The sequence below is a fragment of the Microbacterium sp. NPDC080220 genome (genome assembly GCF_040686395.1).
Classification (GTDB): Bacteria; Actinomycetota; Actinomycetes; order Actinomycetales; family Microbacteriaceae; genus Microbacterium; species Microbacterium gawkjiense.
In genome coordinates, this window is record NZ_JBFBOP010000004.1 from 150,796 (window position 1) to 177,117 (window position 26,322).

General features: G+C 71.4%; 25 protein-coding genes. 16 read left to right on the plus strand and 9 right to left on the minus strand.

Annotated features, from left to right (window positions below):
* The first annotated feature begins 63 nt into the window (after positions 1 to 63).
* Complete coding sequence (locus AB0P29_RS08420; RefSeq protein WP_287270402.1) at positions 64 to 681, plus strand: TIGR00730 family Rossman fold protein; 618 nt, start codon at positions 64 to 66, stop codon at positions 679 to 681.
* Between the two features lie 38 nt (positions 682 to 719).
* On the opposite strand, the gene AB0P29_RS08425 is transcribed toward AB0P29_RS08420, so the two are convergent.
* The 6 genes from AB0P29_RS08425 to AB0P29_RS08450 form a co-directional block, all read right to left on the minus strand.
* A complete protein-coding gene (locus AB0P29_RS08425) occupies positions 720 to 2,099 on the minus strand; it encodes a Zn-dependent hydrolase (protein WP_311286562.1) in 1,380 nt (459 codons plus the stop codon).
* Positions 2,096 to 3,328, minus strand: coding sequence for an alanine--glyoxylate aminotransferase family protein (locus AB0P29_RS08430; protein WP_311286563.1), 1,233 nt, complete (start codon positions 3,326 to 3,328; stop codon positions 2,096 to 2,098). The genes AB0P29_RS08425 and AB0P29_RS08430 overlap by 4 nt, the downstream gene beginning before the upstream one ends.
* Positions 3,325 to 4,899 carry an AtzH-like domain-containing protein gene (locus AB0P29_RS08435; RefSeq protein WP_359919015.1) on the minus strand — a complete coding sequence of 525 codons (1,575 nt, stop codon included), beginning with the start codon at positions 4,897 to 4,899 and terminating at the stop codon, positions 3,325 to 3,327. Before AB0P29_RS08435 ends, AB0P29_RS08430 begins: the two co-directional genes overlap by 4 nt.
* Positions 4,896 to 5,981 carry an acetamidase/formamidase family protein gene (locus AB0P29_RS08440; RefSeq protein WP_359919017.1) on the minus strand — a complete coding sequence of 362 codons (1,086 nt, stop codon included), beginning with the start codon at positions 5,979 to 5,981 and terminating at the stop codon, positions 4,896 to 4,898. The genes AB0P29_RS08435 and AB0P29_RS08440 overlap by 4 nt, the downstream gene beginning before the upstream one ends.
* Positions 5,978 to 7,366, minus strand: coding sequence for an allantoinase AllB (gene allB / locus AB0P29_RS08445; protein WP_363379384.1), 1,389 nt, complete (start codon positions 7,364 to 7,366; stop codon positions 5,978 to 5,980). Before allB ends, AB0P29_RS08440 begins: the two co-directional genes overlap by 4 nt.
* A 73-nt stretch (positions 7,367 to 7,439) precedes the next feature.
* Complete coding sequence (locus tag AB0P29_RS08450) at positions 7,440 to 8,060, minus strand: XRE family transcriptional regulator (RefSeq protein ID WP_311286567.1); 621 nt, start codon at positions 8,058 to 8,060, stop codon at positions 7,440 to 7,442.
* Between the two features lie 191 nt (positions 8,061 to 8,251).
* Here AB0P29_RS08450 and AB0P29_RS08455 point away from each other — a divergent pair, with 191 nt between their 5' ends.
* Genes AB0P29_RS08455 through AB0P29_RS08465 form a run of 3 tightly spaced genes read left to right on the plus strand, consistent with a single transcriptional unit; the run spans position 8,252 to position 10,931 of the window.
* A complete protein-coding gene (locus AB0P29_RS08455) occupies positions 8,252 to 9,208 on the plus strand; it encodes an ABC transporter substrate-binding protein (RefSeq protein ID WP_028497146.1) in 957 nt (318 codons plus the stop codon).
* 53 nt (positions 9,209 to 9,261) lie between these two features.
* On the plus strand, positions 9,262 to 10,128 hold the full coding sequence (locus AB0P29_RS08460) for an ABC transporter permease (RefSeq protein ID WP_084201860.1): 867 nt from the start codon (positions 9,262 to 9,264) through the stop codon (positions 10,126 to 10,128).
* 14 nt (positions 10,129 to 10,142) lie between these two features.
* Positions 10,143 to 10,931, plus strand: coding sequence for an ABC transporter ATP-binding protein (locus AB0P29_RS08465; protein WP_076688357.1), 789 nt, complete (start codon positions 10,143 to 10,145; stop codon positions 10,929 to 10,931).
* Between the two features lie 33 nt (positions 10,932 to 10,964).
* Here AB0P29_RS08465 and AB0P29_RS08470 read toward each other — a convergent pair whose 3' ends face one another.
* Both AB0P29_RS08470 and AB0P29_RS08475 read right to left on the minus strand, forming a co-directional pair.
* Complete coding sequence (locus AB0P29_RS08470) at positions 10,965 to 11,672, minus strand: aspartate/glutamate racemase family protein (RefSeq protein ID WP_311286568.1); 708 nt, start codon at positions 11,670 to 11,672, stop codon at positions 10,965 to 10,967.
* Positions 11,669 to 13,279 (minus strand): NCS1 family nucleobase:cation symporter-1, encoded by a 1,611-nt coding sequence (locus AB0P29_RS08475; RefSeq protein WP_311286569.1) that lies wholly within the window; start codon positions 13,277 to 13,279, stop codon positions 11,669 to 11,671. The genes AB0P29_RS08470 and AB0P29_RS08475 overlap by 4 nt, the downstream gene beginning before the upstream one ends.
* 226 nt (positions 13,280 to 13,505) lie before the next feature.
* Here AB0P29_RS08475 and AB0P29_RS08480 point away from each other — a divergent pair, with 226 nt between their 5' ends.
* Genes AB0P29_RS08480 through hpxO form a run of 4 tightly spaced genes read left to right on the plus strand, consistent with a single transcriptional unit; the run spans position 13,506 to position 16,229 of the window.
* On the plus strand, positions 13,506 to 14,111 hold the full coding sequence (locus tag AB0P29_RS08480) for a helix-turn-helix domain-containing protein (RefSeq protein ID WP_311286570.1): 606 nt from the start codon (positions 13,506 to 13,508) through the stop codon (positions 14,109 to 14,111).
* Positions 14,112 to 14,152: 41 nt separating this feature from the next.
* The gene (gene uraD / locus AB0P29_RS08485; RefSeq protein ID WP_363379385.1) at positions 14,153 to 14,674 is read left to right on the plus strand and encodes a 2-oxo-4-hydroxy-4-carboxy-5-ureidoimidazoline decarboxylase; all 522 of its coding nucleotides are present in this window, start codon (positions 14,153 to 14,155) and stop codon (positions 14,672 to 14,674) included.
* Positions 14,671 to 14,991, plus strand: a complete 321-nt coding sequence (uraH, locus tag AB0P29_RS08490; RefSeq protein ID WP_311286572.1) for a hydroxyisourate hydrolase — start codon at positions 14,671 to 14,673, stop codon at positions 14,989 to 14,991. The genes uraD and uraH overlap by 4 nt, the downstream gene beginning before the upstream one ends.
* 47 nt (positions 14,992 to 15,038) lie before the next feature.
* The gene (hpxO, locus tag AB0P29_RS08495; RefSeq protein ID WP_363379386.1) at positions 15,039 to 16,229 is read left to right on the plus strand and encodes an FAD-dependent urate hydroxylase HpxO; all 1,191 of its coding nucleotides are present in this window, start codon (positions 15,039 to 15,041) and stop codon (positions 16,227 to 16,229) included.
* Between the two features lie 6 nt (positions 16,230 to 16,235).
* Here the strand turns inward: hpxO and AB0P29_RS08500 are convergent, their stop codons facing one another.
* A complete protein-coding gene (locus tag AB0P29_RS08500) occupies positions 16,236 to 16,754 on the minus strand; it encodes an adenine phosphoribosyltransferase (protein ID WP_363379387.1) in 519 nt (172 codons plus the stop codon).
* A 74-nt stretch (positions 16,755 to 16,828) separates the two neighbouring features.
* Here AB0P29_RS08500 and AB0P29_RS08505 point away from each other — a divergent pair, with 74 nt between their 5' ends.
* The 8 genes from AB0P29_RS08505 (at position 16,829) to sufU (ending at position 26,318) form a co-directional block, all read left to right on the plus strand.
* Positions 16,829 to 18,502 carry an alpha-amylase family glycosyl hydrolase gene (locus tag AB0P29_RS08505; protein ID WP_363379388.1) on the plus strand — a complete coding sequence of 558 codons (1,674 nt, stop codon included), beginning with the start codon at positions 16,829 to 16,831 and terminating at the stop codon, positions 18,500 to 18,502.
* A gap of 1 nt (position 18,503) precedes the next feature.
* Positions 18,504 to 19,529, plus strand: a complete 1,026-nt coding sequence (locus tag AB0P29_RS08510; protein ID WP_363379389.1) for a LacI family DNA-binding transcriptional regulator — start codon at positions 18,504 to 18,506, stop codon at positions 19,527 to 19,529.
* A 10-nt stretch (positions 19,530 to 19,539) separates the two neighbouring features.
* Complete coding sequence (locus AB0P29_RS08515) at positions 19,540 to 20,754, plus strand: amidohydrolase (RefSeq protein WP_363379390.1); 1,215 nt, start codon at positions 19,540 to 19,542, stop codon at positions 20,752 to 20,754.
* A complete protein-coding gene (locus AB0P29_RS08520; protein WP_253034873.1) occupies positions 20,751 to 21,566 on the plus strand; it encodes a hypothetical protein in 816 nt (271 codons plus the stop codon). Before AB0P29_RS08515 ends, AB0P29_RS08520 begins: the two co-directional genes overlap by 4 nt.
* 106 nt (positions 21,567 to 21,672) lie before the next feature.
* Positions 21,673 to 23,727 carry an APC family permease gene (locus tag AB0P29_RS08525; protein ID WP_363379391.1) on the plus strand — a complete coding sequence of 685 codons (2,055 nt, stop codon included), beginning with the start codon at positions 21,673 to 21,675 and terminating at the stop codon, positions 23,725 to 23,727.
* A gap of 34 nt (positions 23,728 to 23,761) precedes the next feature.
* Positions 23,762 to 24,517: a hypothetical protein gene (locus tag AB0P29_RS08530; protein WP_253034875.1), complete on the plus strand. Its 756-nt coding sequence runs from the start codon at positions 23,762 to 23,764 to the stop codon at positions 24,515 to 24,517.
* 47 nt (positions 24,518 to 24,564) lie between these two features.
* Complete coding sequence (locus AB0P29_RS08535; protein WP_363379392.1) at positions 24,565 to 25,860, plus strand: SufS family cysteine desulfurase; 1,296 nt, start codon at positions 24,565 to 24,567, stop codon at positions 25,858 to 25,860.
* Positions 25,857 to 26,318 carry a Fe-S cluster assembly sulfur transfer protein SufU gene (gene sufU / locus AB0P29_RS08540; RefSeq protein WP_217529033.1) on the plus strand — a complete coding sequence of 154 codons (462 nt, stop codon included), beginning with the start codon at positions 25,857 to 25,859 and terminating at the stop codon, positions 26,316 to 26,318. Before AB0P29_RS08535 ends, sufU begins: the two co-directional genes overlap by 4 nt.
* Positions 26,319 to 26,322 lie beyond the last annotated feature (4 nt).

Below are 26,322 nucleotides of genomic sequence, written 5' to 3' on the forward strand. Positions count from 1 at the left end.
CGCTGTCACGGCCTGGAAACACGCAGGCACGCCCCGGAAACACGCGAGTTCTAGCGTCTATCCATGGAACGGTTCACAGTCACGGTCTTCTGCGGATCCTCGCCGGGGTTCGACCCGATCTACGTCGACGCCGCCCGCGCGGTCGGCACCGCGATCGGCCGGGCCGGCATGAACCTCGTCTACGGCGGTGGGCACGTCGGGCTCATGGGCACGGTGGCGGATGCCGCGGTGGCAGCCGGCGCGCACGTCACGGGCGTCATCCCGCGCGCGCTGCAGGCGCGTGAGGCCGTCAACCACAACATCGCCGAACTCGTCATCGTCGACACGATGCACGAGCGCAAGATGATGATGGCCGACCGGGCCGACGCGTTTCTGGCCCTCCCCGGCGGGCCGGGCACGCTCGAGGAGCTCACCGAGCAGTGGACGTGGGCGCAGCTGGGCATCCATCAGAAGCCCGTCGGCCTGCTCAACATCGACGGCTACTTCGACCCGCTGCTCGCGTTCGTCGCGAACATGCGCGACCGCGGCTTCACCCACCCTCGCTACACCGACATGCTCGTCGTCGCGACCGAGGCCGACGAGGCCCTCGCCCGGTTGCGCGACTACGTGCCGCCGGCGCGGAGCGAGGCATCGCCCGGCGCTGAGATGACCGGCGCGCTGTCGCTGCCCGTGCGGCCCTGACGCGGCGGGCGCGGGCCGCGGGCTGCACGGGCAGCGGGTCAGCGCGGCTCGGCGGCGAGGTGCAGGATCGATTCGGCGAGGGCGCGGATGCCGTGGGCCACGTCACCGGCCGAGACGAACTCGTCGGGGTGATGACTGATGCCGTCGGGGTTGCGCAGGAACAGCATCCCCACGTCGGTGATCGCGCCGAGCGCCATGCCGTCGTGGCCGGCCGGGCTGAAGAGGACCGGCGTCGCATCCGAACGCACGGGCAGTGTCGCGCGGATGCCGGCGGCCACGACATCCTGCAGCAACGGCGCGCAGAACACGGCCGGGGCGCTGTGCACCTCACGCGCCGACCAGCGCAGGCCGCGGCGACCCATGATCTCGTCGAGGTCGCGCGAGAGCAGGTCCCACACGCGGTCGCGTTCGCCATCGAACTCGCCGCGCAGATCGAGCGAGAACCGCACTTCGCCGGGGATCACGTTGACGGCACCGGGGAAGGCCTCGAACCGGCCCACCGTGCCGATGATGTGGTGCTCCGCGGCGCACACGCGCTCGACGGCGAGCGCCGCTTCGCTTGCGCCCAGCAGGGCATCGCGGCGCATGTCGTAGGGAGTGCCGCCGGCGTGCCGCGCCTCGCCCTCGACGACGAGCTGGAACCGGCGCGCCGACGCGATCGACGACACGACCGCGAGGGGCTCGCCGGCGCGGTCGAGCGCGGGGCCCTGCTCGATGTGGGCCTCGAGGTAGGCGACGAGCTCATCGGGGCGGCGAGCCGCCTCGCCGATGCGCGCGGGGTCGAGTCCGAACTCGAGGAACGCCTGCCGCAGGCTCACGCCGTCGGCATCCGTCAACGTCCACCACGCGTCGTTCCACGAACCGGCGACCGCCGACGAACCCAGCAGCGCCTTGCCGAACCGGGTGCCTTCTTCGTCCGAGAAGGCGACGACCTCGATCGGGAACGGTAGCGGCACGGCCCAGCCGGTGTCGGCCGGCACCCGCAGCAGCCGCACGACCTCGAGCGCGATGAGCACGCCCGCGATGCCGTCGAACCGGCCCGCGTCGATGACCGTGTCGAGGTGGGACCCCAGCAGCAGTGCGGGAGCGTCGGATGGTCTCGATACGCCCGGCACTCGACCACCGGGGGACGCGTCGCTCCGCGACGGCACTCGACCACCGGGGAAGGCGTCGCCGGCCGCCTCGATCCGCCCGACCTGGTTGCCGGCGGCATCCTGCCACGTGCGCATGCCGACCTCGCGCATCCATTCGGCGGCGAGGCGGTTGACGCGGGCGTGCTCGGGCGAGAGGTAGACGCGCTCGATGCGCCCCGGCGTCGCGGTGACGCGGGCGAGCTCGTCGCAGCGCGCCATGACGCGGCGCGCGGCTGCCGCCACGGCATCCGGCGACGCGGTGAGCAGGCGGGACGCAGCGCTCACGCGGCCCCCGCGTAGACGTCAGCGGCCGCCTCGACACCGCCACCGGCGGGCACGGAGGCCCCGAACCGCCGCAGCACGGCCTCGAGCGCGGCGAGCGTCGTGAGCACGGCGTCCTTCCGGGCGTTGTAGCCCATCGTCCCGATGCGCCAGACGCGGCCGTGCAGGGGTCCGAACGAGGTGCCGATCTCGATGCCGAAGTCCTCGAGCAGGGCCGAACGCGCGGCATCCCCCGGCACGCCCTCCGGGATCTCGACGGCGACGACGTTGTTCATCTTGTGCGCGACGTCGCCGAAGACGCCGAGGCCGAGGCCCCGCACGCCCGCGAGCATTGCGCGCCCGGCGAGCTCGTGCCGGGCGATGACCTCGTCGCGCCCCTCGAGCAGCAGCACGCGTGCGCACTCGCGCGCCGCGTACAGCATGCTCGTCGCCTCGGTGTGGTGGTTGAGCCGCCGCGGCCCCCAATAGTCGAGGATCATGCCGAGGTCGAAGTAGTTCGACAGCACGAAGTCGGATGCCGCGACATCGCCCGCCTCACGGATGCCCGCCTCGACGCGGCCGCGCGAGCGGATGACCTCGACGGCGCGCTCCGACAGCGTGATCGGCGACGAGCCCGACGGCCCGCCGAGGCACTTCTGCAGTCCGGCGGTCGCGGCATCCAGCCCCCACGCATCCGCATCGAAGGCGTTGCCGCCGAGCGATGCGGTGGCGTCGGAATAGAACAGCACGCCGTGGCGGGCGCAGATCGCGCCGATGTCCTCGAGCGGCTGGTTCATCGTCGTCGAGGTGTCGCCCTGCACGAGGGCGAGCAGGGCGGGCTTGACGCGGATGATCGCCTCCTCGATGACGGATGCCGGGAACACCTGCCCCCACTCGGTCTCGATCGTGTGCACCTCGGCCTGCGCGCGCTCGGCGATCTCGGCGAGCAGATGCCCGAACCGGCCGAAGACGGGGACCAGCACGCGGTCGCCGGGGCGCACGAGCGAGACGATCGCCGCCTCGATGCCGGCGCGGCTCGTGCCGTCGACGAGCAGGGTCGCGTCGTTGGTGGTGTTCCAGACGACGCGGTAGAGCTCCTGCGTCTCGGCCATCGCCGTCGTCATGAACGGGTCGTACTGCCCGACGAGGGGTGCCGACATCGCGCGCAGCACGCTCGGGTAGGCCGAGATCGGGCCGGGGCCCATGAGCAGGCGCGCAGGCGGGTCGATGGGGCCGGGGATGACGGTGGTCATGGTGCTTCCGTTCCGGTGGTGAGTGCGTGCAGGGCGAGGCCCTGCCGCACGAGGGCGATGTCGGTTCCGGAGCGCGCGACGAGGCAGACGCCGACGGGGGCCGGCCCGAGGGGCGAGGCGACCGTCAGGAGCGGCACCGAGAGGGCGGGCAGCCCCGCGACGGCGGCGGGGGTCGTGAGCCGCAGCGTCGCCTGGCGCACGGCGTCGATGCCCTCGCCGCCGGCCGTGCGCGCGGGGGCAGGGCCGGGCGCGGTCGGCAGGATCAGGACGGCATCCGTCACGAGGTCGGTCAGCCGTGCGCGCAGCGGGGCGAGGGCGGTGCGGGCCGCGGCCTCGTCGGCGGCCGTGACGGCAGCGGCCGCGCGGAAGCGGTCTGCGACGGCGGGACCCGTGGCGCCCGGGTGCGCGCGCAGCCAGTCGCCGTTGTTGCGCCAGGCCTCCGCGCCCTGCACCGTGCGGAACGGCACGAGGTAGTCGTCGAGGTCGCCGATCGAGGCGGTTTCGACGGGCAGAGCGGATGCCGCGACGAGGGCCTCGAACGCGGCGCGCGTGGCGGCATCCGCGGCATCCAGCGCCTCGGCCGGGATGACGAAGCGCCAGGGCAGGTCGGCGCCGGACTCACCGAAGACCGACTCGGTCGAGTCCGACCCGTCGTAGCTGAGGCACCAGTCCGCGACGCGCTGCAGGGTCGCGCCGTCGCGCGTCAGCCAGCCCACGGTGTCGAAGCTCTGCGCGAGAGGCAGCAGACCCTGCCGCGGCACGAGGCCGTGCGTCGTACGCAGACCCCACAGCCCCTGGTACGACGCGGGCACGCGCACGCTGCCGGCGGTGTCGGTCGCGAGGCCGATGTCGGCCTGGCCTGTCGCGACGGCGGTCGCCGGTCCACTCGACGAGCCGCCGGGCAGGGCCCCCGGGAGGGCTCCGTTGGGCGGGGTGCCGTAATGCGCGTTGTCGCCCGCGATCGAGTACGCGAACTCGTCGGTGCGGGCGATGCCGCGCAGCGACGCGCCGCCGCGGAGCAGGTCGCCCACGGCGGGAGCCGTCGTCGTCTCGGCGCGCGCCGAGTCGAGGTAGGTGGGGTTGCCCGCGCCGATGCGGTAGCCCTTGATGGCGAAGAGGTCCTTGACGGCGACCGTGAGGCCCTCGAGCGGACCCTCCCACGCGCCCTGGAACAGCGGGTCACCGACCGATCGCCAGACCGACCGGTCGAGCGCCTGCGCGCGCGGCGTGACGTGGGCGGCCGTGATGAGCCAGCGCCCGTCGAGGCGCTCCCAGACCTGCGTCTGCAGTCCCGTGCCACCACCGCGGAAGCGCGAGACCGACACGAGCAGCGCGACGCCGTCTGCCAGCGGGCGATACTCGATGCGCTCGATCGTGCGGGGCGGAACCCCAGCGCGCACGCCGCGGAACGCGCTGATCGTGTCGTGCCCGACGAGCAGGCCCGCGCCGTCGCCGCGCATCGTCTCGGCGCCGGGCGCGAACGCGGCATCCAGCGCATCGAGGTCGTTCGCGAGGATCGCGGCCTCGTACGCGTCGAACGCCGCGCGCAGGTCGGCGGGGATCTCGGTCACGCGTCGCCCGCCCTCGCGACGCCGGCGAAGTCGGCCTCGCGGATGCGGGCGTGCACACCGCACACGATGTCGACGACCTGCGAGATGTCGAAGTCGGTGGCCGCCGACAGGTACGCGTAGGCGAGGTGCTCGGCCATGCCGTAGCGGGCCGCGAGCAGGTCGAGCGCCGCGCGCACGGCCTTGCGCATCGCCTCGTTGAGGTTGGGGTCGAGTCCCGTCGGCACGAGGTACTCGTCCGTCCGCACGAGGGGGCCGGTGACCTCGCCGAAGGCGGCGAGCGCTTCGGCGCGCGGCACGACCTCGAAGCGCAGCGTCGCGCGCAGGGATGCCTCGAGCGCCGTCAGCGCGACTTCGCCGTCGCCCTGCGCGAAGTGCGGGTCGCCGACGTAGGCGAGGGCGCCGGGCACCTGCACGGGCAGGTACAGGACCGTGCCCTCGACGAGCAGGTTGATGTCGATGTTGCCGCCGTGCGAGCCGGGCGGCACCGAGTGGGGGCGCTCCGGCCCCGCGACGGCGACGCCCATCGTGCCGAGGAACGGCGCGAGCGGGAAGCCCACGACGCGATCGCCTCCCTCGACGAGCGGCAGGCGTCCGGCGCCGCCGGCGACCGGCGTGAAGACGCTGACGTTCTCGGGGCCGCGCGGCAGCGTGCCGGGCAGGGCCCCCTTGCCGTGCCGGTTCGAAATGACGCCGTACGGCACGCGCGGTGCGAGATCGACGACCGTGATCTTGAGCAGGTCGCCGGGCTCGGCTCCCTCAACGAAGACGGGACCCGTGACGACGTGCGGACCGTCGGCGACGGCGTCGCGGGGGACGGATGCCGCGATCTCGATCGCGTCGGTGAGCACGGCCTCGGGCGCGACCCCGTGTCCCGTGAAGTAGGCGAACGGATCCTGCCCCTGATCAGGCAGGATGCCTTCGTGGCTGACGGTGTCGAACGTGACGGTCGCCCCGGCCGGAACGGCCAGCACCGGGGCATCCGTCTCGCACGGCAACCTCCCCCACATCACCGTCTGCGGCGACGCGGCGACGTAGTGGTCGCCGGGGATGGGCCCGACTCCGGGCTGCAGGATCTCGCTCACGCCGTTCCTCTCGACAGGAGGCGGCCCGCCGGTGGGCGCCTCAGCCACGGCGCCTCGCCGGCGCCGCCTTCGCTCGCGTCGTACACACTCTGCCCGCGCAGCCACGTGCGGCGCACGCGTCCGGTGAGGACCTTGCCGTCGTAGGCCGAGATGGGGTTGCGGTGCTGCAGGGCGCGCGCCTCGATGCGCAGGGTGTCGTCGAGGCCGAACACCGCGAGGTGCGCGGACGCGCCGACGACGATCTCGCCGACGCCCGTCAGCCCCGCGACGCGCGCGGGACCGGTCGTGAACAGCGGCAGGAGGGTGTCGAGCGGGATGCCGCGGCGGCGCGCCTCGGTCCAGACGGCCGAGAGCCCCACCTGCAGGCCGGCGATGCCGCCCCACGCGAGACCGAAGTCGCCGTTCCCCGACCGCTTGAGGTCGACGGTGGAGGGCGAGTGGTCGCTCACGATCGCGTCGATCGTTCCGTCGAGGATGCCCTGCCACAACAGCTCCTGATTGCCCGCTTCGCGGATCGGCGGGCAGCACTTGAACTCGCTCGCGCCGTCGGGGATCTCTTCGGCGGTGATCGTCAGGTAGTGCGGGCAGGTCTCGACGGTGAGGTCGACGCCGTCGGCCTTGGCGGCCGCGATCGCGGGAAGGGCGCGCGCGTCACTCAGGTGCAGGATGTGGGCGCGTGCGCCGTGACGCCGCGCGGCGGCGATGACGGCGTCGATCGCAGCCTCTTCGCTCGCCGGCGGGCGCGACGCGAGGAAGGCGGCGTAGCCGCGCCCGAGCGACCCGTCACCGGAGAGGAGGTCGGGGTCTTCCGCGTGGACGATCAGGCGCGAGCCGATCGCCGCGACCTCGGCCATCGCCCGGTCGAGCTGGGCGCGATCGAGGTGTCCGAACTCGTCGACGCCGCTGGGCGCGAGGAAGCTCTTGAACCCGTACACCCCCGCGTCGTGGACCGGCCCGAGCGCACCGAGGTTCTCCGGAACCGCGCCGCCCCAGAACCCGATGTCGACATAGGCGGATGCCGCGGCAGCCGCCCGCTTGATCGCGAGGGCCTCCGTCGTCGTGGTCGGCGGGATCGAGTTGAGCGGCATGTCGACGAGGGTCGTCACGCCGCCCGCGGCGGCGGCGAGGGTCGCCGCGCGGAAGCCCTCCCACTCGGTGCGGCCGGGTTCGTTGACGTGCACGTGCGAGTCGACGAGACCAGGGAGGAGGACCGCGTCTTCGGGCACTTCGACGGCTCCGCGCGGGGCACCGTGGGGCACCCGGACGTCCGCGATGACTCCGCCGCGCACGACGACCTCGGCGGGGCGGAACGCACCGTCGATCCACGCGCGCTCCGCACGGATCACGAGGTCCGCGCCATCCACCTGCTCTTCACCGGTCTTCACGCCTCTAAAGCTATTGCTTAACGTGACGCGAGCGATTACCCCCACGTAACGGGCGTGTGAAACGCCGCAGGGTTCAGACGCCGCGCGCCGGGAGGATCGTCAGCCAGATCGCCGAGGCCACCTCCGCCGTCTGGTTGACGACGCGGTGCGGCCGAGACGCCGCGAACGAGAGCGACCCGCCTGCTCCGAGCCGCACGGCGCCTTCCGTGAACTCGAACGTGAGCTCGCCCGAGCGCACGTAGCCCGACTCGAGACCGTCGTGCACGAGCATCGCACCGTCGGCGCTCGACGCGGAGCCAGGCGGGTAGATCGACTCGAAGAAGTCCACGCCGGGAAGAGGCGCCGGCGACAGTCGTCGGTAGACCACGTCCTGGTCCAGCTGCGCGGGGGCAGCCTCGCCCGGCCCGGTGACGAGGACCCCCGGGAGGGGTTCGGCGACGTCGCCCGCGGCGTGATCGAGGTCGGGTGCGAACAGATCGAGATCATCGAAGATCGCCGACACGGGAGCGCCCAGCACGGCGACGAGCTCGACGAGCCGGTTGACCGAGGGACGCATCGTGCCCGTCTCGATCTGCGACAGCGCGCTCGACGAGATGCCGAGCTGCTGTGCGACCGACGCGAGGGAGCGGCCCGAGGCCGTCCGCAGCCGACGCAGTCGCGCACCGATCTGTGCGGGCAGGGGGCTCTCTTCCACGGCATCCTCCGGTCCTCGTGCGCGACCCATCGTATGCGCGACCGACTCCGCGCGTGTTCAGTCATGACTTAACACAACCGTTACACCGCCTTCATGGCGAGCGCGACCGCGCTCGCTTTACTGGGGCCACACAGCACCTCGCACCGTCCGTCGGCCGTGTCGTCGGCGGACCGAACCCGGGAGTCCTTCACATGGCACGATTCCGTCCTCGCATCGCCGCCGCGCTGGCCGTGGCATCCGTCCTCATCCTGTCCGCCTGCAGCTCGGGTGACACGACACCCGCGTCGTCGGATGCCGCCGAGACCGTCACCGTCAAGATCGGCACCCTGCGCGGCCAGCCGCACTTCTACCAGCCGTTCCTCTACGACGACCACGCCGTCGACGGTGTGAAGTTCGAGGTCGTCACGCTCGACACGACGCCCGCCCTCTCCGACGCGCTCGTGTCGGGGTCGATCGACTTCGCGATCTCGGGTGTCACGCCGACGATCTCCTCGATCGCGCAGGGCCGCGATCTCAAGATCATCGCGAGTGCCGCCGACGGCGGATCCGGCTTCATCGGCAACGGCGAGTCGAGCCTCGACGAGCTCGTCGGCAAGAAGATCGGCATCGTCCAGGGGTCGGCCCAGGAGGTCGCCCTCCGCCTGCTGATCGACGAGGCCGGTCTCACCCCCGAGGACTTCGAGCTGTCGGTGATCCCCGTGCCCGAGATGGCATCGGCGTTCATCGCGGGCGACATCGACGCGTTCATGGGCGTCGAGATCGGCGTCTCGATCGCGAAGAACGCCGGCGGCACCGAGGTCGTCGACCCGTACTCGACGCCCATCGGCAAGGTCAACATCGGCCTGGTCACCACCGGCAAGCTCATCGAGGAGAACCCCGAGCTCGTGCAGAAGGTCGTCGACACGCACGCCGCGACGACCGCCTACATGGCCGACAACATCGAGGAGTGGCTGCCCGGCATGGTCGAGGAGTTCGGCGGTGACGAGGACGTGTTCACGTCGGCGCTGGCGAACTTCTGGCTGCGCTCGGATCTGTCCGACGAGTACGTCGGACAGCTCTCCGCCCTCGCCGAGGCGATGGCCTCGATCGGGCTCATCACCACGACGCCCACGGGCGACGACATCGTGGACACCTCCTTCACCTCGTGATCGCGCGTGCGGGGGCGGCTGCGGCCTCCCCCGCACGCCAGAAGGGCGGCCGCATGGCCACGCAGACGACGGCGCGACCCGTTCGCCGACGCCCTCCCGCGCAGCGACCCAATCAGCGCGCACTCCTCACGCGGATCCTCCTCGGGATCCCGATCCCGTTTCTGTTCCTCGTCCTGTGGCAGGTGGGGCGCGACCAGGCGTGGGAGATTCCCCTCATCGGCATCCGGATGGGGTACCTGCCCGCCCCCGGCGACGTCGTCGCGTCGCTGTGGGACTACGCATTCGGGGGCATCCACGACGACGCCTTCTCCGGCGACCTGTGGGTGAACCTCGGGGCGTCCTCGCTGCGGGTGCTCATCGGCTTCCTCATCGCGTCGGTGCTGGCGATCCCCCTCGGCATCCTGATGGGCCGCTACTACAAGATGGACGCGATGTTCGATCCGTTCATCAACCTGTTCCGGCCGATTCCGGCGACGGCGTGGGTGCCGCTCGTCGGCCTCCTCATCGGCTGGGGCGACCAGGCGACGATCTTCCTGATCGCCCTGTCCTCGTTCTTCCCGATCGTGCTCGGCGCGATCAGCGGATCCAAAGAGGTCCCGGGTCGGCTCATCGAGGCCGGGCAGATGCTCGGCGCCAGGCGGTGGGAGATCCTCGGCCAGATCGTCGTGCCCGCCTCGGCGGCAGCCGTCATCAACGGAATGCGCGTCGGGCTCGGGCTCGCCTGGGTCGTGCTCGTGCTCGGCGAGAGCGTCGGCGTCAATGTCGGCCTCGGCTCTGCGATCATCCTCGCCCGCGACGTGGTGCGCACCGACATGATCGTCGTCGGCATGATCGTGATCGGCCTCGCCGGCTTCCTCTCCGACCGCATCCTCGTCGGAGCCTTCCGCCTGCTCACGCGCGGGCGCCCCCTGGTGAAGTGACGGGAGCACAGCACATGACCGATCTGACCACCGCCGACGTCGTCCTGCAGGATCTCGGCAAGCGCTACGGTCCGGAATGGGCCGGCGTGCAGGCCGTCGCCGACGTCGACATCGACATCGCGGCGGGCGAGTTCATCGCCGTCGTCGGCGCATCCGGCTGCGGCAAGAGCACCGTGCTGCGCATCCTCGCCGGATTCGAGCCCGCCACGAGCGGCAGCGTCACCGTCGGCGGGCGGCCCGTGACCGCCCCCGGTCCGGACCGCGGGGTCGTCTTCCAGGACTACGGGCTGTTCCCCTGGCTCACGGTGCGCGAGAACATCGCCTACGGCCCGAAACGGCGGCGCCTGCCGCGCGCACGTGTGCGCGAGCTTGCGGACCGGTTCACCGAGACCGTCGGGCTGAGCCGCTTCGCCGACCGTTACCCGGGCGAGCTGTCCGGCGGCATGCAGCAGCGGGTCGCGATCGCCCGCGTCCTCGCGAACGAGCCGAGCGTGCTGCTGATGGATGAGCCGTTCGGCGCGCTGGATGCGCTGACGCGGTCGGATCTTCAGGCCGAGCTCAAGCGCATCCACCTCGAGACCCGCACAACCGTCGTCTTCGTGACGCACTCGATCGAAGAGGCCGTGTTCCTCGCCGACCGCGTGGTGGTGATGACCGGTGGGGCCTCGCACGGCGTGCCCGGGCACATCGCGCGCACCGTGCCGATCGACCTGCCCGAGCCGCGGGATGTCACGACCCCCGCGTTCAACGCGTACAAGCGCGAGATCTCAGACCTCGTGCACGGCGCAGGCGATCACGCCTGACACCGGCCCCGGCCCCGGCCGCGGGGCAGCGCCTCACACGGCGACGAGGCGGGGCGGGCTCGCGTACTCGCTGCGCTTGCTCGTCTTCAGCCCCATCCGCACCATCGCGGTCGCGAGGCCCACACCCGACGCGACACCGTCGACGACGGGGACACCCGCTGTCGCGGTGAGCATGCGGCACAGATCCGCCATCCCGGCGCAGCCGAGCACGATGACGTCGGCCTCGCGGCGCACCGCTTCGTGGCAGAGGCGGGCGATGGATGCCGCGGCCTCCGACCCGGTGTCCTCGAGCTCGAGCACGGGGATCTCGGCGGCCGTCAGCCAGACGGCCGCGTCACCCATGCCGTAGCGGGCCACGAGGTCGCGGGCGCGGCCGAGCGTGCGGCTCAGGGTCGTGACGACGGCGAAGGTGCGTCCCGCGAGGGTCGCGGCGTGCATCGCGGCCTCCGCGATGCCGATGACGGGAACGTCGACGAGCTCCCGCGCGGCATCCAGCCCCGGATCCCCGAAGCAGGCGATGACGTACGCGTCACTGCCCCCCGCCTGCTGGTCCTGCCGGACGAGGTCGACCACCGCCGCGGCGGCGAGGACCTCGTCGACGTGCGACTCGATCGCGGCGGCGCCCGTTTCGGGGCAGACCGCGTCGATCACGACGCCGGGCCCCGCCGCCTCCCGGGCGGCGGCGGCGATCTTCGCCGTCATCGCCCGGGAGGTGTTGGGGTTGATGAGGAGGATCCTCATGCGGTGGCCGGGACCGTCGCCGGGGCTTCCTGCTCGATGCTGCCGTCGGAGATGCCCTCGGTCTCGCCGTCGAAGGTCGGGACCTGCGGGTCGATGCGCTCGAAGACGACGAAGGCGGCGAAGGCGAGGCCGCAGCCGATGAACCACGTGAAGTTGCCGATCCACGACACGTCGAACAGTCCGAGGTCGGCGAAGGTCTTCGGTAGGATCGCGATCAGCACGGTGGGGATGCCGGCGACGAGGAGCGTCTTCATCGCGTTCGGGTTGTAGCCGCGCCGGTACCAGTAGGCGCCCTGCTCGCTCATTGTGAACATGTCGTCCGTCTTGATCCGCTGCCGCGCGGCGATGTAGTAACCGGCGACGAGGAGGCCGAAGAGGGGCCCGATGAGCGCGGCGAGGATGCCGAGCGAATAGTGGATGGCCGTGGCATCCGAGTACCAGTTCCAGGGCGTGAGGAACACCGAGCCGACGGCGGCGATCATGCCGCCCATCCGCCACGAGATCCTCTGCGGAGCGACGTTCGAGAAGTCGAACGCGGGGGCGATGAAGTTGGCGACGATGTTGATGCCGACCGTCGCGGTGACGAAGGTGAGTCCGCCCAGGAGGATCGCGAACGGGGTGTCGATCGCCTCGACCGTGTGGATCGGGTCGAGCAGCAGCTCGCCGAAGACCGGGACGGTCGCGGCGGCCGTGAGGACCGTCAGAATCGAGAAGAAGAGGAAGTTGACCGGCAGACCCCAGAAGTTGCCCTTCTTCACGTCGCGGAATGAGCGGCCGTAGCGGGCGAAGTCGCCGAAGTTCAGCATCGGTCCCGCGAAGTAGGCGACGACGATGCCGACGGCCATGGCCATGAGACCGAGCGTGCCCCAGAAGTCGTGCGGGGCTGCCTCGGGGTCCGACAGGTTGAGGTCGATGTTCTCCCAGCCGGCCTGGCTCACCAGGTAGATCGCGAGCACGATCATGACGACGTAGACGGCGGGGCCTGCCCAGTCGATGAAGCGGCGGATGACCTCCATGCCGTTCCAGAACAGCGCGACCTGCGCGACCCACAGGATCGAGAAGGAGATCCAGCCGAGGGCCGAGAGTCCGAGGAACTCGATGTCGAGGAGGACCTCGGAACCCGGGATGAACTTCAGGAAGATGATGTTGAGCGACTGCGCCGCGAGGAACGTCTGCACGCCGTACCAGGCGATCGCGATGATGCCTCGGATGATCGCGGGGATGTTCGCGCCGCGCACGCCGAAGATCGCTCGGTTGATGACCGGGTAGGGCACACCCGTCTTCTGACTGGGCTTCGCGACCAGGTTGGCGAAGATCTGCACGATGACGATGCCGACGACGAGCGCGACGAGCACCTGCCACGCGGCGATGCCGAGCGCGAACAGCGATCCCGCCGTCACGTAGCCGCCGACGGAGTGCACGTCCGACATCCAGAAGGCGAAGATGTTGTACCAGGTCCACTTCTGCTTGCGAAGCGGGGCGAGGTCCTCGTTGGCGAGGCGGGGGTCGTATCCGGGCTTGACGTTCCCCGATCCGGTCGGGTGGCCGGCGGCCTCGACGAGGTCGTGCGGCTTCGTCGTCACCGACAGCTCCTGCGATGTGGTCATTGGTGGGCTTACCTTCCAGGTGGGGCCGATACGGCCCGCGGATGAGGGGACCACGACGTGGAGTCCGCGGCCTGGTGGTACGTGAAATGAAGCTATTGATTCACGGGATCGCGGCGGTTTCGCTCATGTAACAGCCGTGTGAAGTCGTCGCTTCACATTCACCGGACGGGATCGACCGAGAGTGGATGACGCGGATGCGCTCCGACCCGCCCGTAGGATCGGCGGTATGTCAGAGCTCGCTGCCGTGGGGACGGTGCCCGAAGTCGGACGCCGCCTCCGCGAGCTGCGTCGGGCCCAGCGCATGTCGGCGCGTGCACTGGCGGAGACGCTCGGCATCAGCCCCAGCGCGGTGTCGCAGATCGAACGCGGCGTCCTGCAGCCGAGCGTCTCGCGGCTGATCGCCATCACCGACGCACTCGGCGTGCCCCTCGCATCGGTGTTCGAGGCCGATGCGGAGCCGGGTGACGCGGTTCCCGACCCCGATGCCGACGGCTTCGTCCTGCAGCGCGCCGGCCACGGATCGACCGTCGTCCTCGACAGCGGGGTCGCCTTCCGCCGGCTCACCCCCGGACGGACGCCGGGGGTCGACTACTTCGAGTCGATCTACCCTCCGGGTTCGAGCGCCCACGCCGATACCGAGCTGTTCCGCCACGACGGGTACGAGATCGGCACCGTCCGCTCCGGCGAGCTCACGATCGACTTCGAGTCCGAGCGGGTCGTGCTGCGGCCGGGCGATTCGATCAGCTTCCCCTGCTCGAGGCCGCACCGCATCCACAACGCGGGTGCCGAGATCGCCGTCGCGCAGTGGCTCATCGTGCACCCGCCGCACTGACGCGACATCCCGGCGAAACCTCGGACCGCTAGCCTCGCGGCATGCAGCTCAGCGCCTTCAACGCGGCACCGGATGCCGAAGCCGCCCGCACCGTCGCAGCCTTCGCCGCGGTCCCCGACTGGGTAGACGCCGTCGTCGCCGGGCGCCCGTACGACAGCGTCGACGAGCTCGCGCAACGGGCGGCCCTGCTGTCGCAGGAGTGGGATGCCGACGACCTCGCGGCCGCGCTCGCCCACCACCCTCGCATCGGCGAGCGACCGGCCGGTGCCGGAGCCGAGGCGGACCACTCCCGCACCGAGCAGGCGGCGATGAGCGCGGCATCCGACGATCTGAGCGAGGCGATGGCCACCGCGAACGCCGCGTACGAGGCACGGTTCGGACGCGTGTTCCTCATCCGCGCCGCGGGCCGATCGGCCGAGGAGATGCTCGCCGAGGCGCGTCGCCGCGTGGGGAACGACGCCGTGACCGAGACCGACGAGGCCCTCACCCAATTGCGCGAGATCGCCCTGCTCCGACTGCGCGCGACTCTCGTCGACGACGACGACGACGAGGAGCGCACATGAGCCTGCTGACCACTCACGTCCTCGACGCCGTGCGGGGGGCGCCGGCTGCCGGCGTCGAGGTCGTCCTCCTCGGCCCCGACGGCGCCGAGGTCGCTCGGACGACGACGGATGCCGACGGCCGCGCCGCGGTCGGACCCGACTCGCTCGAGCCGGGCGAGCACGCCCTGCGCTTCGGCACCGGCGCGTACTTCGCGCGCAGCGGGACCGAGACCTTCTACCCGACGGTGACCGTCGCGTTCGTCGTCGGCGACCGCCCGCACTACCACGTGCCGCTGCTGCTGAGCCCGTTCGCCTACTCGACGTACCGGGGCAGTTGAGGTCCCACGAAACGAGGCCGTGACATGCGAGCCGTAGCGTGCTCGGCATGAAGGTCATCATCGTCGGCGCCGGGATCGGCGGCACGAGCGCGGGGATCGCGCTGCAGCGGCTCGGGCACGAGGTGGTCGTCTACGACCAGATGCGCGAGAACAAGCCGGTCGGCGCCGCGCTCTCGCTCTGGCCGAACGGGGTGAAGGTGCTCAACTGGCTGGGCCTCGGCGACGAGGTCGCGCGGCTGGGCGGCGACATGGCCGACCTCGTCTACGCCGACGGGAGGACCGGCGAGACCCTCTGCGACTTCTCGCTCGCCCCGGTGACGGCCCAGACCGGCCAGCGCCCCTACCCGGTCGCGCGCGCCGACCTGCAGGCGCTGATGATGCGCCGGCTCGGGGGCGACAGCATCCGCCTCGGAATGCGACTGGTCGGCATCGAGGACGACGGCGAGACGGTCACCGCGACGTTCGCCGACGGCACGACCGACACCGCTGACCTGCTCATCGGGGCGGACGGCGCCCGGTCGATCACCCGCGCCTACGTGCAGCCCGATGGTGCGGCGCCGATCGAGCGCGAGTACGCGGGTTATACGAACTTCAACGGGCTCGTGCCCGTCGACGAGTCCATCGGGCGTGCGACGGCCTGGACGACCTACGTGGCGGACGGCAAACGCGCCGCGGTCATGCCGGTCGCGGGCGACCGCTTCTACTTCTGGTTCGACGTGCCGCAGGCGTCGGGACTGCCCTACGACCGCTCCCAGGGCACCGCGCCGCTCCGGGCCGCGTTCAAGGGCTGGGCCCCGGGCGTGCAGGCCCTCATCGACGCGATCGACCCCGAGTCGTCACTGAACCGGGTCGAGATCTGGGACATCACCCCGTTCTCGACGTGGGTCAAGGGTCGAGTCGCGATCCTCGGCGATGCGGCGCACAACACCGCCCCCGACATCGGTCAAGGAGCGTGCTCGGCCCTCGAGGACTCGTTCGCCCTGGGCATCGCGTTCGCGACGAACACGGTGAGCGTCCCGGACACCCTGCTGCGCTACCAGGACATCCGCGTCGAACGTGCGGGAGACCTCGTGCTGCGCGCCCGCAAGCGGGGCCACGAGACGCACGCGTTCGACCCCGCGGTGACCGCCGCCTGGTACGAGAGCCTGCGCGGCACGGACGGCGCCGGCATCATCCGCGGCATCGTCGGCAACGTCGACGGCAGCCCGGTGAACCTCGGCGGTCCTCTGCGGGCGTGAAGCCGCTCAGACGGTGAAGACGCTGTGCACGTCGCCGCAGACGGTGCGGCCCTGCAGGGCGGTGAGCTCCATCAGCACCGAGGTGCCCGCGAGCGTGTAGCCGAGCTGCTCGAGCAGCTGCTGCCCGGCGCGCAGCGTCCCCCCGGTGGCGAGGACGTCGTCGACGAGCAGGACGCGGGCGCCGGCGGTGAGGTCGTCGGTCATCTCGATCGTCGCGCTGCCGTATTCGAGGTCGTAGCTGACCGATCCCGCCGGACGCGGCAGCTTGCCCGCCTTGCGGATCGGTGCGAGGCCGGTGCCCGACGCGACCGCGATCGCCCCGGCGAGCAGGAACCCGCGCGCCTCGACGCCGGCGACGACGTCGAACGAGCCGTCGTACGGCTCGGCCATGGCCATCGCGATCGTGCGGAGGGCCGCGGCATCCGCCAACAGCGGCGAGATGTCACGGAAGAGGATGCCGGGTTCGGGGAAGTCGGGGATCGTCGCGATGAGCGATTCGGCTCGGGCGAGGGCGTCGGGATTCACTGGGTCGAGGTTACTCGCCTCGCCTGACGACAACGGATACCCGGTGCGCAAGCGCTTGCGCTAGGCTGGCGCGCATGACTTCGACCCCCGTCTCGACCGTCACCTCGACGCTGGCCCCGATCGGCGAGAGCCGCCCCGGCGCCGAGTGGTGGCGCACCGCCGTGATCTACCAGATCTACCCCCGCTCCTTCGCGGACGCCTCGGGCGACGGCATCGGCGATCTGCCCGGCATCACCGCGCACCTCGACGACCTCGCTTCGCTCGGCGTCGACGCGGTCTGGCTGAGCCCGTTCTTCACCTCTCCGCAGAAGGACGCCGGCTACGACGTCGCCGACTACCGTGACGTCGACCCGCTCTTCGGTACCCTCGGCGACTTCGACGACATGCTCGAGGCGGCGCACGCCCGCGGCATCCGCGTCATCATCGACCTCGTCCCCAACCACTCGTCCGACGCGCACGTCTGGTTCCAGCAGGCCCTCGCCGCCGCGCCCGGCAGCCCCGAGCGCGCGCGCTACATGTTCCGCGACGGCACCGGCGAGAACGGCGAACTGCCCCCCAACAACTGGGAGTCCGTCTTCGGCGGGCCGGCCTGGACCCGGGTCCCCGACGGCCAGTGGTACCTGCACCTGTTCGACAGCTCGCAGCCCGACTTCGACTGGAACAACCCCGAGGTGCGCGCCGAGTTCGAGACGACGCTGCGCTTCTGGCTCGACCGCGGCGTCGACGGCTTCCGCGTCGACGTGGCGCACGGTCTGATCAAGGCCGACGGCCTGCCCGACTACACGCCCCCGGCCGAGGCCGACTCGATGGGCGGCGCCGAGCCGGTCCCCTACTGGGGTCAGGACGGTGTGCACGAGGTGTGGCGCGAATGGCACCGTGTGCTCGCGGAGTACGACGGGGACCGCGCGCTGTGCGCCGAGGCGTGGCTGCCGACGGTCGACGAGACGGCGAAGTGGGTGCGCCCGGACGAGATGCACCAGGCGTTCAACTTCCCCTACGCGATGAGCGAGTGGGATGCCGCGCAGCTGCGCGAGGTCATCAGCGAGTCGCTGCGCGCCTTCCCCGCCGTCGGCGCGCCGGCCACCTGGGTCCTCTCGAACCACGACGTCATCCGCCACGCGACCCGCCTCGCGATGGCGGGTCACCCGCAGGGGCACGGCGTGGGACCGGCGACCCCCGGCAAGCCCGACCCCGCGGCGGGCCTCCGTCGTGCCCGCGCGGCGACCGCGCTGATGCTCGCCCTGCCGGGCTCGGCCTACCTGTATCAGGGCGAGGAGCTCGGCCTCCCCGAGGCGATGGAGCTGCCCGACGACGCCCGTCAGGACCCGACCTGGTTCCGCACCGACGGCGAGCGCTACGGCCGTGACGGATGCCGCGTCCCGCTGCCCTGGACCGCGGATGACGGCGCCTTCGGGTTCAGCCCGACCGGCGAGAGCTGGCTGCCGCAGCCGGCCGAGTGGAAGGCGCTCGCCCGCGACGTGCAGGAGGACCAGCCCGAGTCGACGCTGTGGCTGTACCGCACGCTGCTCGCCACCCGTCGCGCGCACGACCTCGGCTCGGGCGCGCTCGAGTGGCTCGACGGCTACGGCGACGACGTCATCGCGTTCCGCAACGGCGACGTCACCGTCATCGCGAACGTCGGGTCGACGCCGGTCGCCCTGCCGAAGGGCACCCTGCTCATCGAGAGCGACGCGTTCCTCGGTCGCGAACTGCCCGCCGACACCACCGTGTGGATCGCCGCGGAGTGACGTGACCGGGATCGACGACGTCGCCCGCGCAGCCGGCGTGTCGGCGGCGACCGTCTCCCGCGCACTCAGCGGGCGCGGGCGCATCTCGGATGCGACCCGCGCCCGCGTGCGCGCCGCCGCCGCCGACCTCGGCTACGTCGTCTCGGCCGCGGCATCCGCTCTCGCGACGGGCCGCGCGGCGAACATCGGCGTCGTGGTGCCGCTGCTGGACCGCTGGTTCTTCGCGAACGTGCTCGACGGGATCGCCAGTCGGCTCACCCCGCGCGGGTACGACATGACGCTGTACAGCATGAGCACGGACCGCGCGCAGCGCGACGGGGTGCTCGACGTGTCGTTGCGCCGCGGGCGCGTGGACGGGCTGATCGTGCTGTCGCTCACGCTCGCCGACGACGAGGTCGACCGGCTGCTGGCCCTGGACCTGCCGGTCGTGGGTCTCGGCTCCACGAACCGCCGGCTGCCCGCGCTGCGGATCGACGACGTCGCCGTCGCGCGCCTCGCGACCGAACACCTGCTGGCGCTCGGGCACCGCCGGATCGCGCACCTCGGCGCCGGGTACCCGGGAGACCCGGGCCTGGACATCCCGTCCCAGCGCCGCCACGGGTTCGATGCGGCGATGGCGGATGCCGGCATCCGCGACGCGCGCTTCGTCGCCACCGACTTCACGATCGACGGCGGCTACCGCGCCGCTCGCGCCCTGCTGCAGGAGGCGGAGCCGCCGACGGCGATCTTCGCGGCATCCGACGAACTGGCGTTCGGTGCGCTCTTCGCGGCGCGGGACGAGGGCCGGGACGTCCCGTGGGACCTCTCGGTGATCGGCGTCGACGGTCACGAGATGAGCGACTTCTTCGGCCTCACGACGATCGCGCAGTTCCCGCACGAGCAGGGCGAGCGGGCCGCCGACGCCGTCCTGGCCGCGGTCGACGGACGCACCGAACTGGGGGAGCTCTCGTTCCGGCTCGTCGAACGCACCTCGACGAGCGCCCCGCATGGAGGACTCGCTGAGGTATCGGGGTCTCCCGCGCCGTAGGCTCGAAGGTATGCCCCTCGACCTCGAAGCGATCTACACCGATCTGCACCGGCATCCGGAACTCTCGTTCCAGGAGACCCGGACGGCCGGCGTCATCACGCGCGAGCTCGCGGCGCTCGGCCTCGAGTACGAGGAGGGCGTCGGCCGCACGGGTGTCGTCACGGTCGTCCGCAGCGGCGACGGCCCCGTCGTCTGGCTGCGCGCCGACATGGACGGCCTCCCCGTCGCCGAGCAGACCGGACTCCCCTACGCCAGCACCGCCCGCGGCGTCGACCCGGCGGGGCAGGACGTACCCGTCATGCACGCGTGCGGACACGACATGCATGTGACCGCGCTGCTGGGTGCACTCGAGAAGCTGCAGGCGACCCGCGGCGAATGGTCGGGCACCGTCGTCGCCGTCTTCCAGCCCGCCGAGGAGTACGGCGCCGGCGCGCAGGCGATGATCGCCGACGGCGTCTTCGACCGGTACCCGAAGCCCGACATCGTCCTCGGTCAGCACCTGACCCCGCTGCCGGCGGGGACGATCGGTGTGCGTTCGGGCACGCAGATGGCGGCATCCGACGGCATCACCGTCACCCTGCACGGCCGCGGCGGACACGGCTCGCGCCCCCATTCGACGATCGACCCCGTCGTGATGGCGGCGGCCACCGTCATGCGTCTGCAGACCATCGTGTCCCGCGAGGTCGACCCGCGCGAGATGGCGGTCGTCACCGTCGGCTCGATCCACGCGGGACTGAAGAACAACATCATCCCCGCTGAGGCGACCCTCGAGCTCAGCTTGCGCTACCCCAACGACGAGGCGCGCGCCGACATCCTCGCGCGCGTCGAACGCGTCGTTCGCGCCGAGGCGGCGGCCTCCGGTGCCGAGCAGGAACCCACGATCTCGACCCTCCATTCCCTCCCGCCGACGATCAACGACGCAGAAGCGACCGCGCGTCTGACCGCGGCGCTCGACCGCGCGTTCGGCGAGGGCACGGTCGTCGACCCCGGCATGTTCACCGGCAGCGAGGACGTCTCGTGGTTCGCCCGCGAGTCCGGCGCCCCGCTCGTCTACTGGTTCTGGGGCGGTGTCGACCCGCAGCAGTACGCGGATGCCGCCGCTGCCGGCACGATCTCGCGCGACATCCCGACGAACCACTCCCCCTTCTTCGCCCCCGTGCTGCATCCGGCCATCGAGCGCGGCGTCGACGCCCTGGCCGTCGCCGCGCGGGAGTTCCTCTCGTGAGCAACGACGACTGGCTGCCTTTCGCCCCCCTCGACCCGCAGGAGCACCGCGAGCCGGAGCGCCCCGAGAACCCGAACCGGGTGCCGATGATCCTCGGCGCCATCGCCGGCGTGCTGCTCGTGGCCGTGATCGTCGTGGTCAGCGCCTACCTGCTGCGCGCGACCGAGCCGACCACAGCGGCCCCGCCCGCGGCGAGTTCACCGGCCGCGCCGCAGCCCGCGCCCTCGACGCCGCAGGAGCAGCCGCAGCCGTCCGAGACGCCCACGCCCGAGCCGCCGGCGGCGGCTTCGACGATCGCGCTGAACGGATCGGGCTTCACGATCACGTCCGAGGACGGCGAGTTCACGCACCGATGGGCGGATGACGCGGCCCCCGCGATCGCCGCGCTCACCGAAGCGTTCGGCACGGCGCCGGAGGAGGACTTCGTCAACGGCGACGCCGAGAACTGGGCGTACGACATCTACGTGTGGCCCGGCTTCCGCCTCTACGACGTCTTCCTCGGTGACGGCGGACGCTCGCGCAGCGAGGTGCCGGCGCCGACCTGGGTCACCGTCGGTGCCGGTCTGCCGGCCGACGTGCAGGTCACGAACGAGTTCGGCGTCGCGGTGGGCGACACCATCGACCAGGCCCGCAGCAAGGGGCCGTTCGACGAGTTCGCCCTCACGAACGGGCGCCTCCGCCTGACCTACGGCGAGGGCCGCGGCACGTTCTACAACAACGGCGAGCGCGTGTTCAGCGCCTTCGTCGAGTCGGACGAGTCCGCGCAGAAGGTCGCGACGATCACGTACACGTTCCGCGCCCGCGGTCAGTGACCGTCGGCGCGCGCGGAGTCTGACCGCGAGAGCTCCCCGGTCATGCCTGGATTCTGGGGACGGAGCGGCATCCGCGTCGCGTTGCACTGTGTTCGCGGGAGGCGTAATGTCGCCCGCCGTGACCAGTGACAGCCGCGATCCGAACGCGGCCCCCTCCCCCGCCGTGAAGCGCATGCTGATCGGCGAACCCCTCGACACCGAGAAGCTCGACGGGCAGCTCCTGCCCAAGAAGCGGGCGCTGCCGATCTTCGCCTCCGACGCGCTCTCGTCGGTGGCCTATGCGCCGCAGGAACTGCTCATGATCCTGCTGCTCGGCGGCACGGCGTTCATGGCCTTCGCGCCGACGGTGGCGGCGGCCGTCGTGGTGCTGCTGGTCGTCGTGGTCCTCAGCTACCGCCAGCTCATCAAGGCCTACCCCTCCGGCGGTGGCGACTACGAGGTGGCCCGCACGAACCTCGGCGAGAAGGCCGGTGTCGTCGTGGCATCCGCTCTGCTCGTCGACTACGTGCTGACCGTCGCCGTGTCGGTCTCCTCCGGCGTCGACAACATCATCTCGGCCCTCCCGGCACTCGACCCCTGGCGCGTCGAACTGGCGGTGGGCTTCGTCATCCTGCTGGTCATCGTCAACCTGCGCGGCGTGCGCGAGGCGTCGCAGGCGTTCGCGATCCCGACGTACGTCTTCATCGGGTCGGTCGCCCTCATGATCGTGACAGGTCTCTCCCGGTGGGCGATGGGCGACGCCCCCGTCGCCTCGAGCGCCGACTTCACCGTCGAGGCCGAGAGCCTGTCGCAGGTCGCCTTCATCCTGCTCCTGCTGCGCGCCTTCTCGAGCGGATGCTCCGCCCTCACCGGTGTCGAGGCGGTCAGCAACGGCGTCCCCGCCTTCCGCACGCCGAAGATCAAGAACGCGCAGACGACCCTCGTCCTCATGGGCGGCATCGCCATCGCGCTGTTCGCCGGGCTCACCGCCCTCGCCCTCATCGCGGGGGTGCACTACGCCGAGAACCCCTGCAAGCTGATCGGGTTCGACTGCGAGGCGGGACCCCAGCCGAGCCTCATGGCCCAGGTGGCCGCGGCGACGTTCGGCGGCGACTCGATCTTCTTCTTCGTCATCCAGGCCGCGACCGCGTGCGTCCTGCTGCTGGCGGCCAACACCGCCTTCAACGGGTTCCCGCTGCTCGGATCGGTGCTCGCGCGCGACAGCTACGCGCCGAAGGCGCTGAACTCCCGCGGCGACCGCCTCGTCTTCTCGAACGGGATGCTGATCCTCGGCGGCGCGGCGATCGCGATCCTCGTGGTCTTCCAGGCCAACCTGACCACCCTCATCCAGCTCTACATCATCGGTGTGTTCGTGTCGTTCTCGCTCGGACAGATCGGCATGGTGCGCCACTGGCGGCGCGAGCTGCGGCTGCTCAAGACCCGGCCCGCCGCGGCGCGACGCGAGGCGACGGCGGGACTCGTGATCAACTCGATCGGGGCGGCGTTCACCGTGGCCGTGCTCGCGATCGTGACGATCACGAAGTTCACCCACGGCGCGTGGCTCGTCTTCCTGGCGATGCCGGTGCTCGCGTTCCTCATGATCGGCGTGAACCGCTACTACCGCGACGTCGAGCACGAGATCGAGATGGACGACTCCGTGAAGTTCGGCTCGTCGGGCGACCTCGCCATCATCCTCGTGGGCAAGCTGCAGAAGCCCGTCGCCAAGGCGATCGACTACGCCCTCGCCGCCAAGCACGAGAAGACGCTCGCCGTCCACGTGGCCGTCACGACCGACGACATCGCCGAGCTGAAAGCCGATTGGGAGTACCACCGGATGCCGGTGCCCCTCGTCGTCGTCGACTCGCCCTACCGCCACTACGCCGGGCCGCTCATCGGCTTCATCGAGAAGTACCGCGAGAAGCACGGACCCTCCGTCGTGACCGTCTACCTGCCGCAGTACATCGTCGGGCATTGGTGGGAGACACCCCTCCACAACCGCCGGGCCCGCCGCATCGCGCAGCAGCTGATGATGGTGCACGGCGTCACGGTGACGCTCGTGCCATGGCTGCTCGACTCGTCCGAAATCGTCTACGGACGGCGTTCGCGCCCCCTCCCCGGCGACGACCGCGGCGGCCGCGTCGAACAGCGTCATTACGGTTTGGTAGAGCATTCCGAAAGCTGATGGATGAAAGTCGGCGGGCTGCCATGATGTGCCCATGGCAGAGTCCCGGCGTCCCCGCAACCTCATCCCGCTCCTGACGTTCGCGGGTGTGCTCGCGATCGCGGCCGTCATCGCGATCGTGCTCCTGCTGAACCGCGCGCCGGCCCCCGCCGCCGCGCCGGGAGCAGGCTCGCCGACGCCCGAGGCATCCACTCCGTCCCCGGCGGCGCCCACGCCCGCGCCCTCGGAGACGCAGACCGAGGACCCGACGGCGAGCGCGGTCCTGCTGGGCGCGGACGGCTTCACGATCGTCGCGGATGACGGGTCGGAGCTGTACGCCTACGGGTGGCGCGACGACGCGGAAGCTGCCGTCGCGGCGCTCACGGACGCGTTCGGCTCCGAGCCGTCGGAATCGGTCTACGAGGGCGACGGCTCGCACTTCCCCGATTACACGTCGTACGACTGGGAGGGGTTCATGTTCCGCGACATGATCGTCACGGAGGACGGCAAGCCGCGCGACGAGTACTTCGTCCCCTCGTACGTCTCGGTCACGGCGAACGAGGTGGGCGACGTCGCCGTCACGCCCGAGTTCGACCTCGCGATCGGTCTCACCGCCGACGACGTCCGCGCCCTCGGACCCGACGAAGAGGTCGAGATGCCCGACGGCGAACCGCGTTTCTTCTTCGCGATCGATCGCGCCGACGGACCCGAGGACGACGCCGAGCTCGACGGATACTCGCCGTGGGTCAACACCGACCCCGCCGACGAGACGGTGGTCTCCATCACGTACCGCCCGTGGTCCGAGCTCTGAGCCGGGGCGACCGGCCCCGGAACCCCGCACCGGCGTAGCCTAGAGGGGTGACTTCTCCCGCCCTGTCCGAGACCGCGACGCTCGACGCTGCCCGGCTGCGCGCGGACTTCCCGATCCTGCAGCAGGAGGTGAACGGGCACCCGCTCGTCTACCTCGACTCCGGTGCGACGAGCCAGAAGCCGCGTCAGGTGCTGCAGGCCGAGTACGACTTCCTCACCCGCAGCAACGCGGCCGTGCACCGCGGCGCCCACACCCTCGCCGCCGAGGCGACGGACCTGTTCGAGGATGCCCGGGCCACGGTCGCGCGCTTCGTCGGCGCCCGCGAGGAGCAGCTCGTGTGGACGAGCGGCGCGACGATGGGACTGAACCTCGTGGCGTACGCGATCGGCAACGCGACGCTCGGGCGGGGGGCACCGGCATCCGTTCGGTTCGCGCTGCAGCCCGGCGACGAGATCGTCGCGACCGAGGCGGAGCACCACGCGAACCTCATCCCATGGCAGGAGCTCGCCGCGCGCACCGGCGCCGTGCTGCGCCACATCCCCGTGCACGACGACGGCCGCCTCGACCTGGATGCCGCCGCGCAGATCATCGGCGAGCGCACCCGGATCGTGGCGTTCTCACACGTGTCGAACGTGCTCGGGATCGTGAACCCCGTCGCCGAGCTCGTCGCGCTCGCGCAGGAGGTCGGCGCACTGACGGTGCTCGACGCGTGCCAGTCCGCTCCGCACATGCGGCTCGACCTGCCCGCGCTCGGGGTGGACCTCGCGGTTTTCAGCGGGCACAAGATGCTCGGCCCGTACGGCGTCGGCGGTCTCTACGGCCGCAGCGACGTGCTCGAGGCGCTGCCCCCGTTCCTCACCGGCGGGTCGATGATCACGACCGTGACGCTGGACGAGGCGGGATACCTGCCGCCGCCGCAGCGGTTCGAGGCGGGGACCCAGCCGATCGGTCCCGCGATCGGACTCGCCGCCGCGGTGTCGTACCTCGAGGATGCGGGCATGGCCGCCGTGCACGCGCACGAGGTGCGCCTGGCCGCGCGGATGCGCGAGGGGCTCGTCGACATCCCCGGCATCCGCCTGCTCGGAGACGCCGAGGGCGCCGAGCGCGTGGGCCTGTGGAGTTTCACGGTCGACGGCGTGCACGCGCACGATGCCGGTCAGTACCTTGACGCGCAGGGGATCGCCGTGCGCGTCGGGCACCATTGCGCCGCGCCGCTGCACAAGCGGTTCGGGGTGACGGCGTCCGTCCGGGCGTCGGCCTCGCTGTACAACACCGACGACGACGTCGATGCGCTGGTGGATGCCGTGGGCGGCATCCGTTCCTACTTCGGAGTGGACGCATGAACGGTCTCGACTCGCTGTACCAGGAGCTCATCCTGGATCACTCGAAGCACCCGCACGGGCGCGGTCTGTCCCCCGAGGAGGGGCGGACGGCGAGCTCGCACCAGCACAACCCGATGTGCGGCGACGACATCACGCTGCGCGTGCGCGTCGACGACGCGGGCGAGCGCATCACCGACCTGTCCTGGGAGGGGTCGGGCTGCTCGATCTCGCAGGCGTCCGCCTCGATGCTCGCGGCGCTGATCGAGGAGGACGGCGGCGACGACGGACTGCCGCGGGAGGATGCCGTGAAGCTCATCGACGGCTTCCGCGAGGCGCTGCGCTCACGCGGCGCGATCCCGCTCGACGAGGAGACCTTTGCGGACGCGGCGGCGCTCTCGGGGGTCTCGAAGTTCTCGGCGCGCGTGAAGTGCGCGATGCTCGCGTGGGTCGCGCTCGAGGACGCCCTCGCCCGCGCCTGAGCCT

What these genes read in the sequence shown, in the direction of transcription:
- AB0P29_RS08420 (WP_287270402.1), top strand. Translation starts at nt 64, where the DNA reads ATGGAACGGTTCACAGTCACGGTCTTCTGCGGATCCTCGCCGGGGTTC.
- AB0P29_RS08430 (WP_311286563.1), bottom strand. Translation starts at nt 3,328, where the DNA reads ATGACCACCGTCATCCCCGGCCCCATCGACCCGCCTGCGCGCCTGCTC.
- AB0P29_RS08455 (WP_028497146.1), top strand. Translation starts at nt 8,252, where the DNA reads ATGGCACGATTCCGTCCTCGCATCGCCGCCGCGCTGGCCGTGGCATCC.
- AB0P29_RS08460 (WP_084201860.1), top strand. Translation starts at nt 9,262, where the DNA reads ATGGCCACGCAGACGACGGCGCGACCCGTTCGCCGACGCCCTCCCGCG.
- AB0P29_RS08465 (WP_076688357.1), top strand. Translation starts at nt 10,143, where the DNA reads ATGACCGATCTGACCACCGCCGACGTCGTCCTGCAGGATCTCGGCAAG.
- AB0P29_RS08470 (WP_311286568.1), bottom strand. Translation starts at nt 11,672, where the DNA reads ATGAGGATCCTCCTCATCAACCCCAACACCTCCCGGGCGATGACGGCG.
- AB0P29_RS08475 (WP_311286569.1), bottom strand. Translation starts at nt 13,279, where the DNA reads ATGACCACATCGCAGGAGCTGTCGGTGACGACGAAGCCGCACGACCTC.
- AB0P29_RS08480 (WP_311286570.1), top strand. Translation starts at nt 13,506, where the DNA reads ATGTCAGAGCTCGCTGCCGTGGGGACGGTGCCCGAAGTCGGACGCCGC.
- uraD (WP_363379385.1), top strand. Translation starts at nt 14,153, where the DNA reads ATGCAGCTCAGCGCCTTCAACGCGGCACCGGATGCCGAAGCCGCCCGC.
- uraH (WP_311286572.1), top strand. Translation starts at nt 14,671, where the DNA reads ATGAGCCTGCTGACCACTCACGTCCTCGACGCCGTGCGGGGGGCGCCG.
- hpxO (WP_363379386.1), top strand. Translation starts at nt 15,039, where the DNA reads ATGAAGGTCATCATCGTCGGCGCCGGGATCGGCGGCACGAGCGCGGGG.
- AB0P29_RS08505 (WP_363379388.1), top strand. Translation starts at nt 16,829, where the DNA reads ATGACTTCGACCCCCGTCTCGACCGTCACCTCGACGCTGGCCCCGATC.
- AB0P29_RS08515 (WP_363379390.1), top strand. Translation starts at nt 19,540, where the DNA reads ATGCCCCTCGACCTCGAAGCGATCTACACCGATCTGCACCGGCATCCG.
- AB0P29_RS08525 (WP_363379391.1), top strand. Translation starts at nt 21,673, where the DNA reads ATGTCGCCCGCCGTGACCAGTGACAGCCGCGATCCGAACGCGGCCCCC.
- AB0P29_RS08530 (WP_253034875.1), top strand. Translation starts at nt 23,762, where the DNA reads ATGGCAGAGTCCCGGCGTCCCCGCAACCTCATCCCGCTCCTGACGTTC.
- sufU (WP_217529033.1), top strand. Translation starts at nt 25,857, where the DNA reads ATGAACGGTCTCGACTCGCTGTACCAGGAGCTCATCCTGGATCACTCG.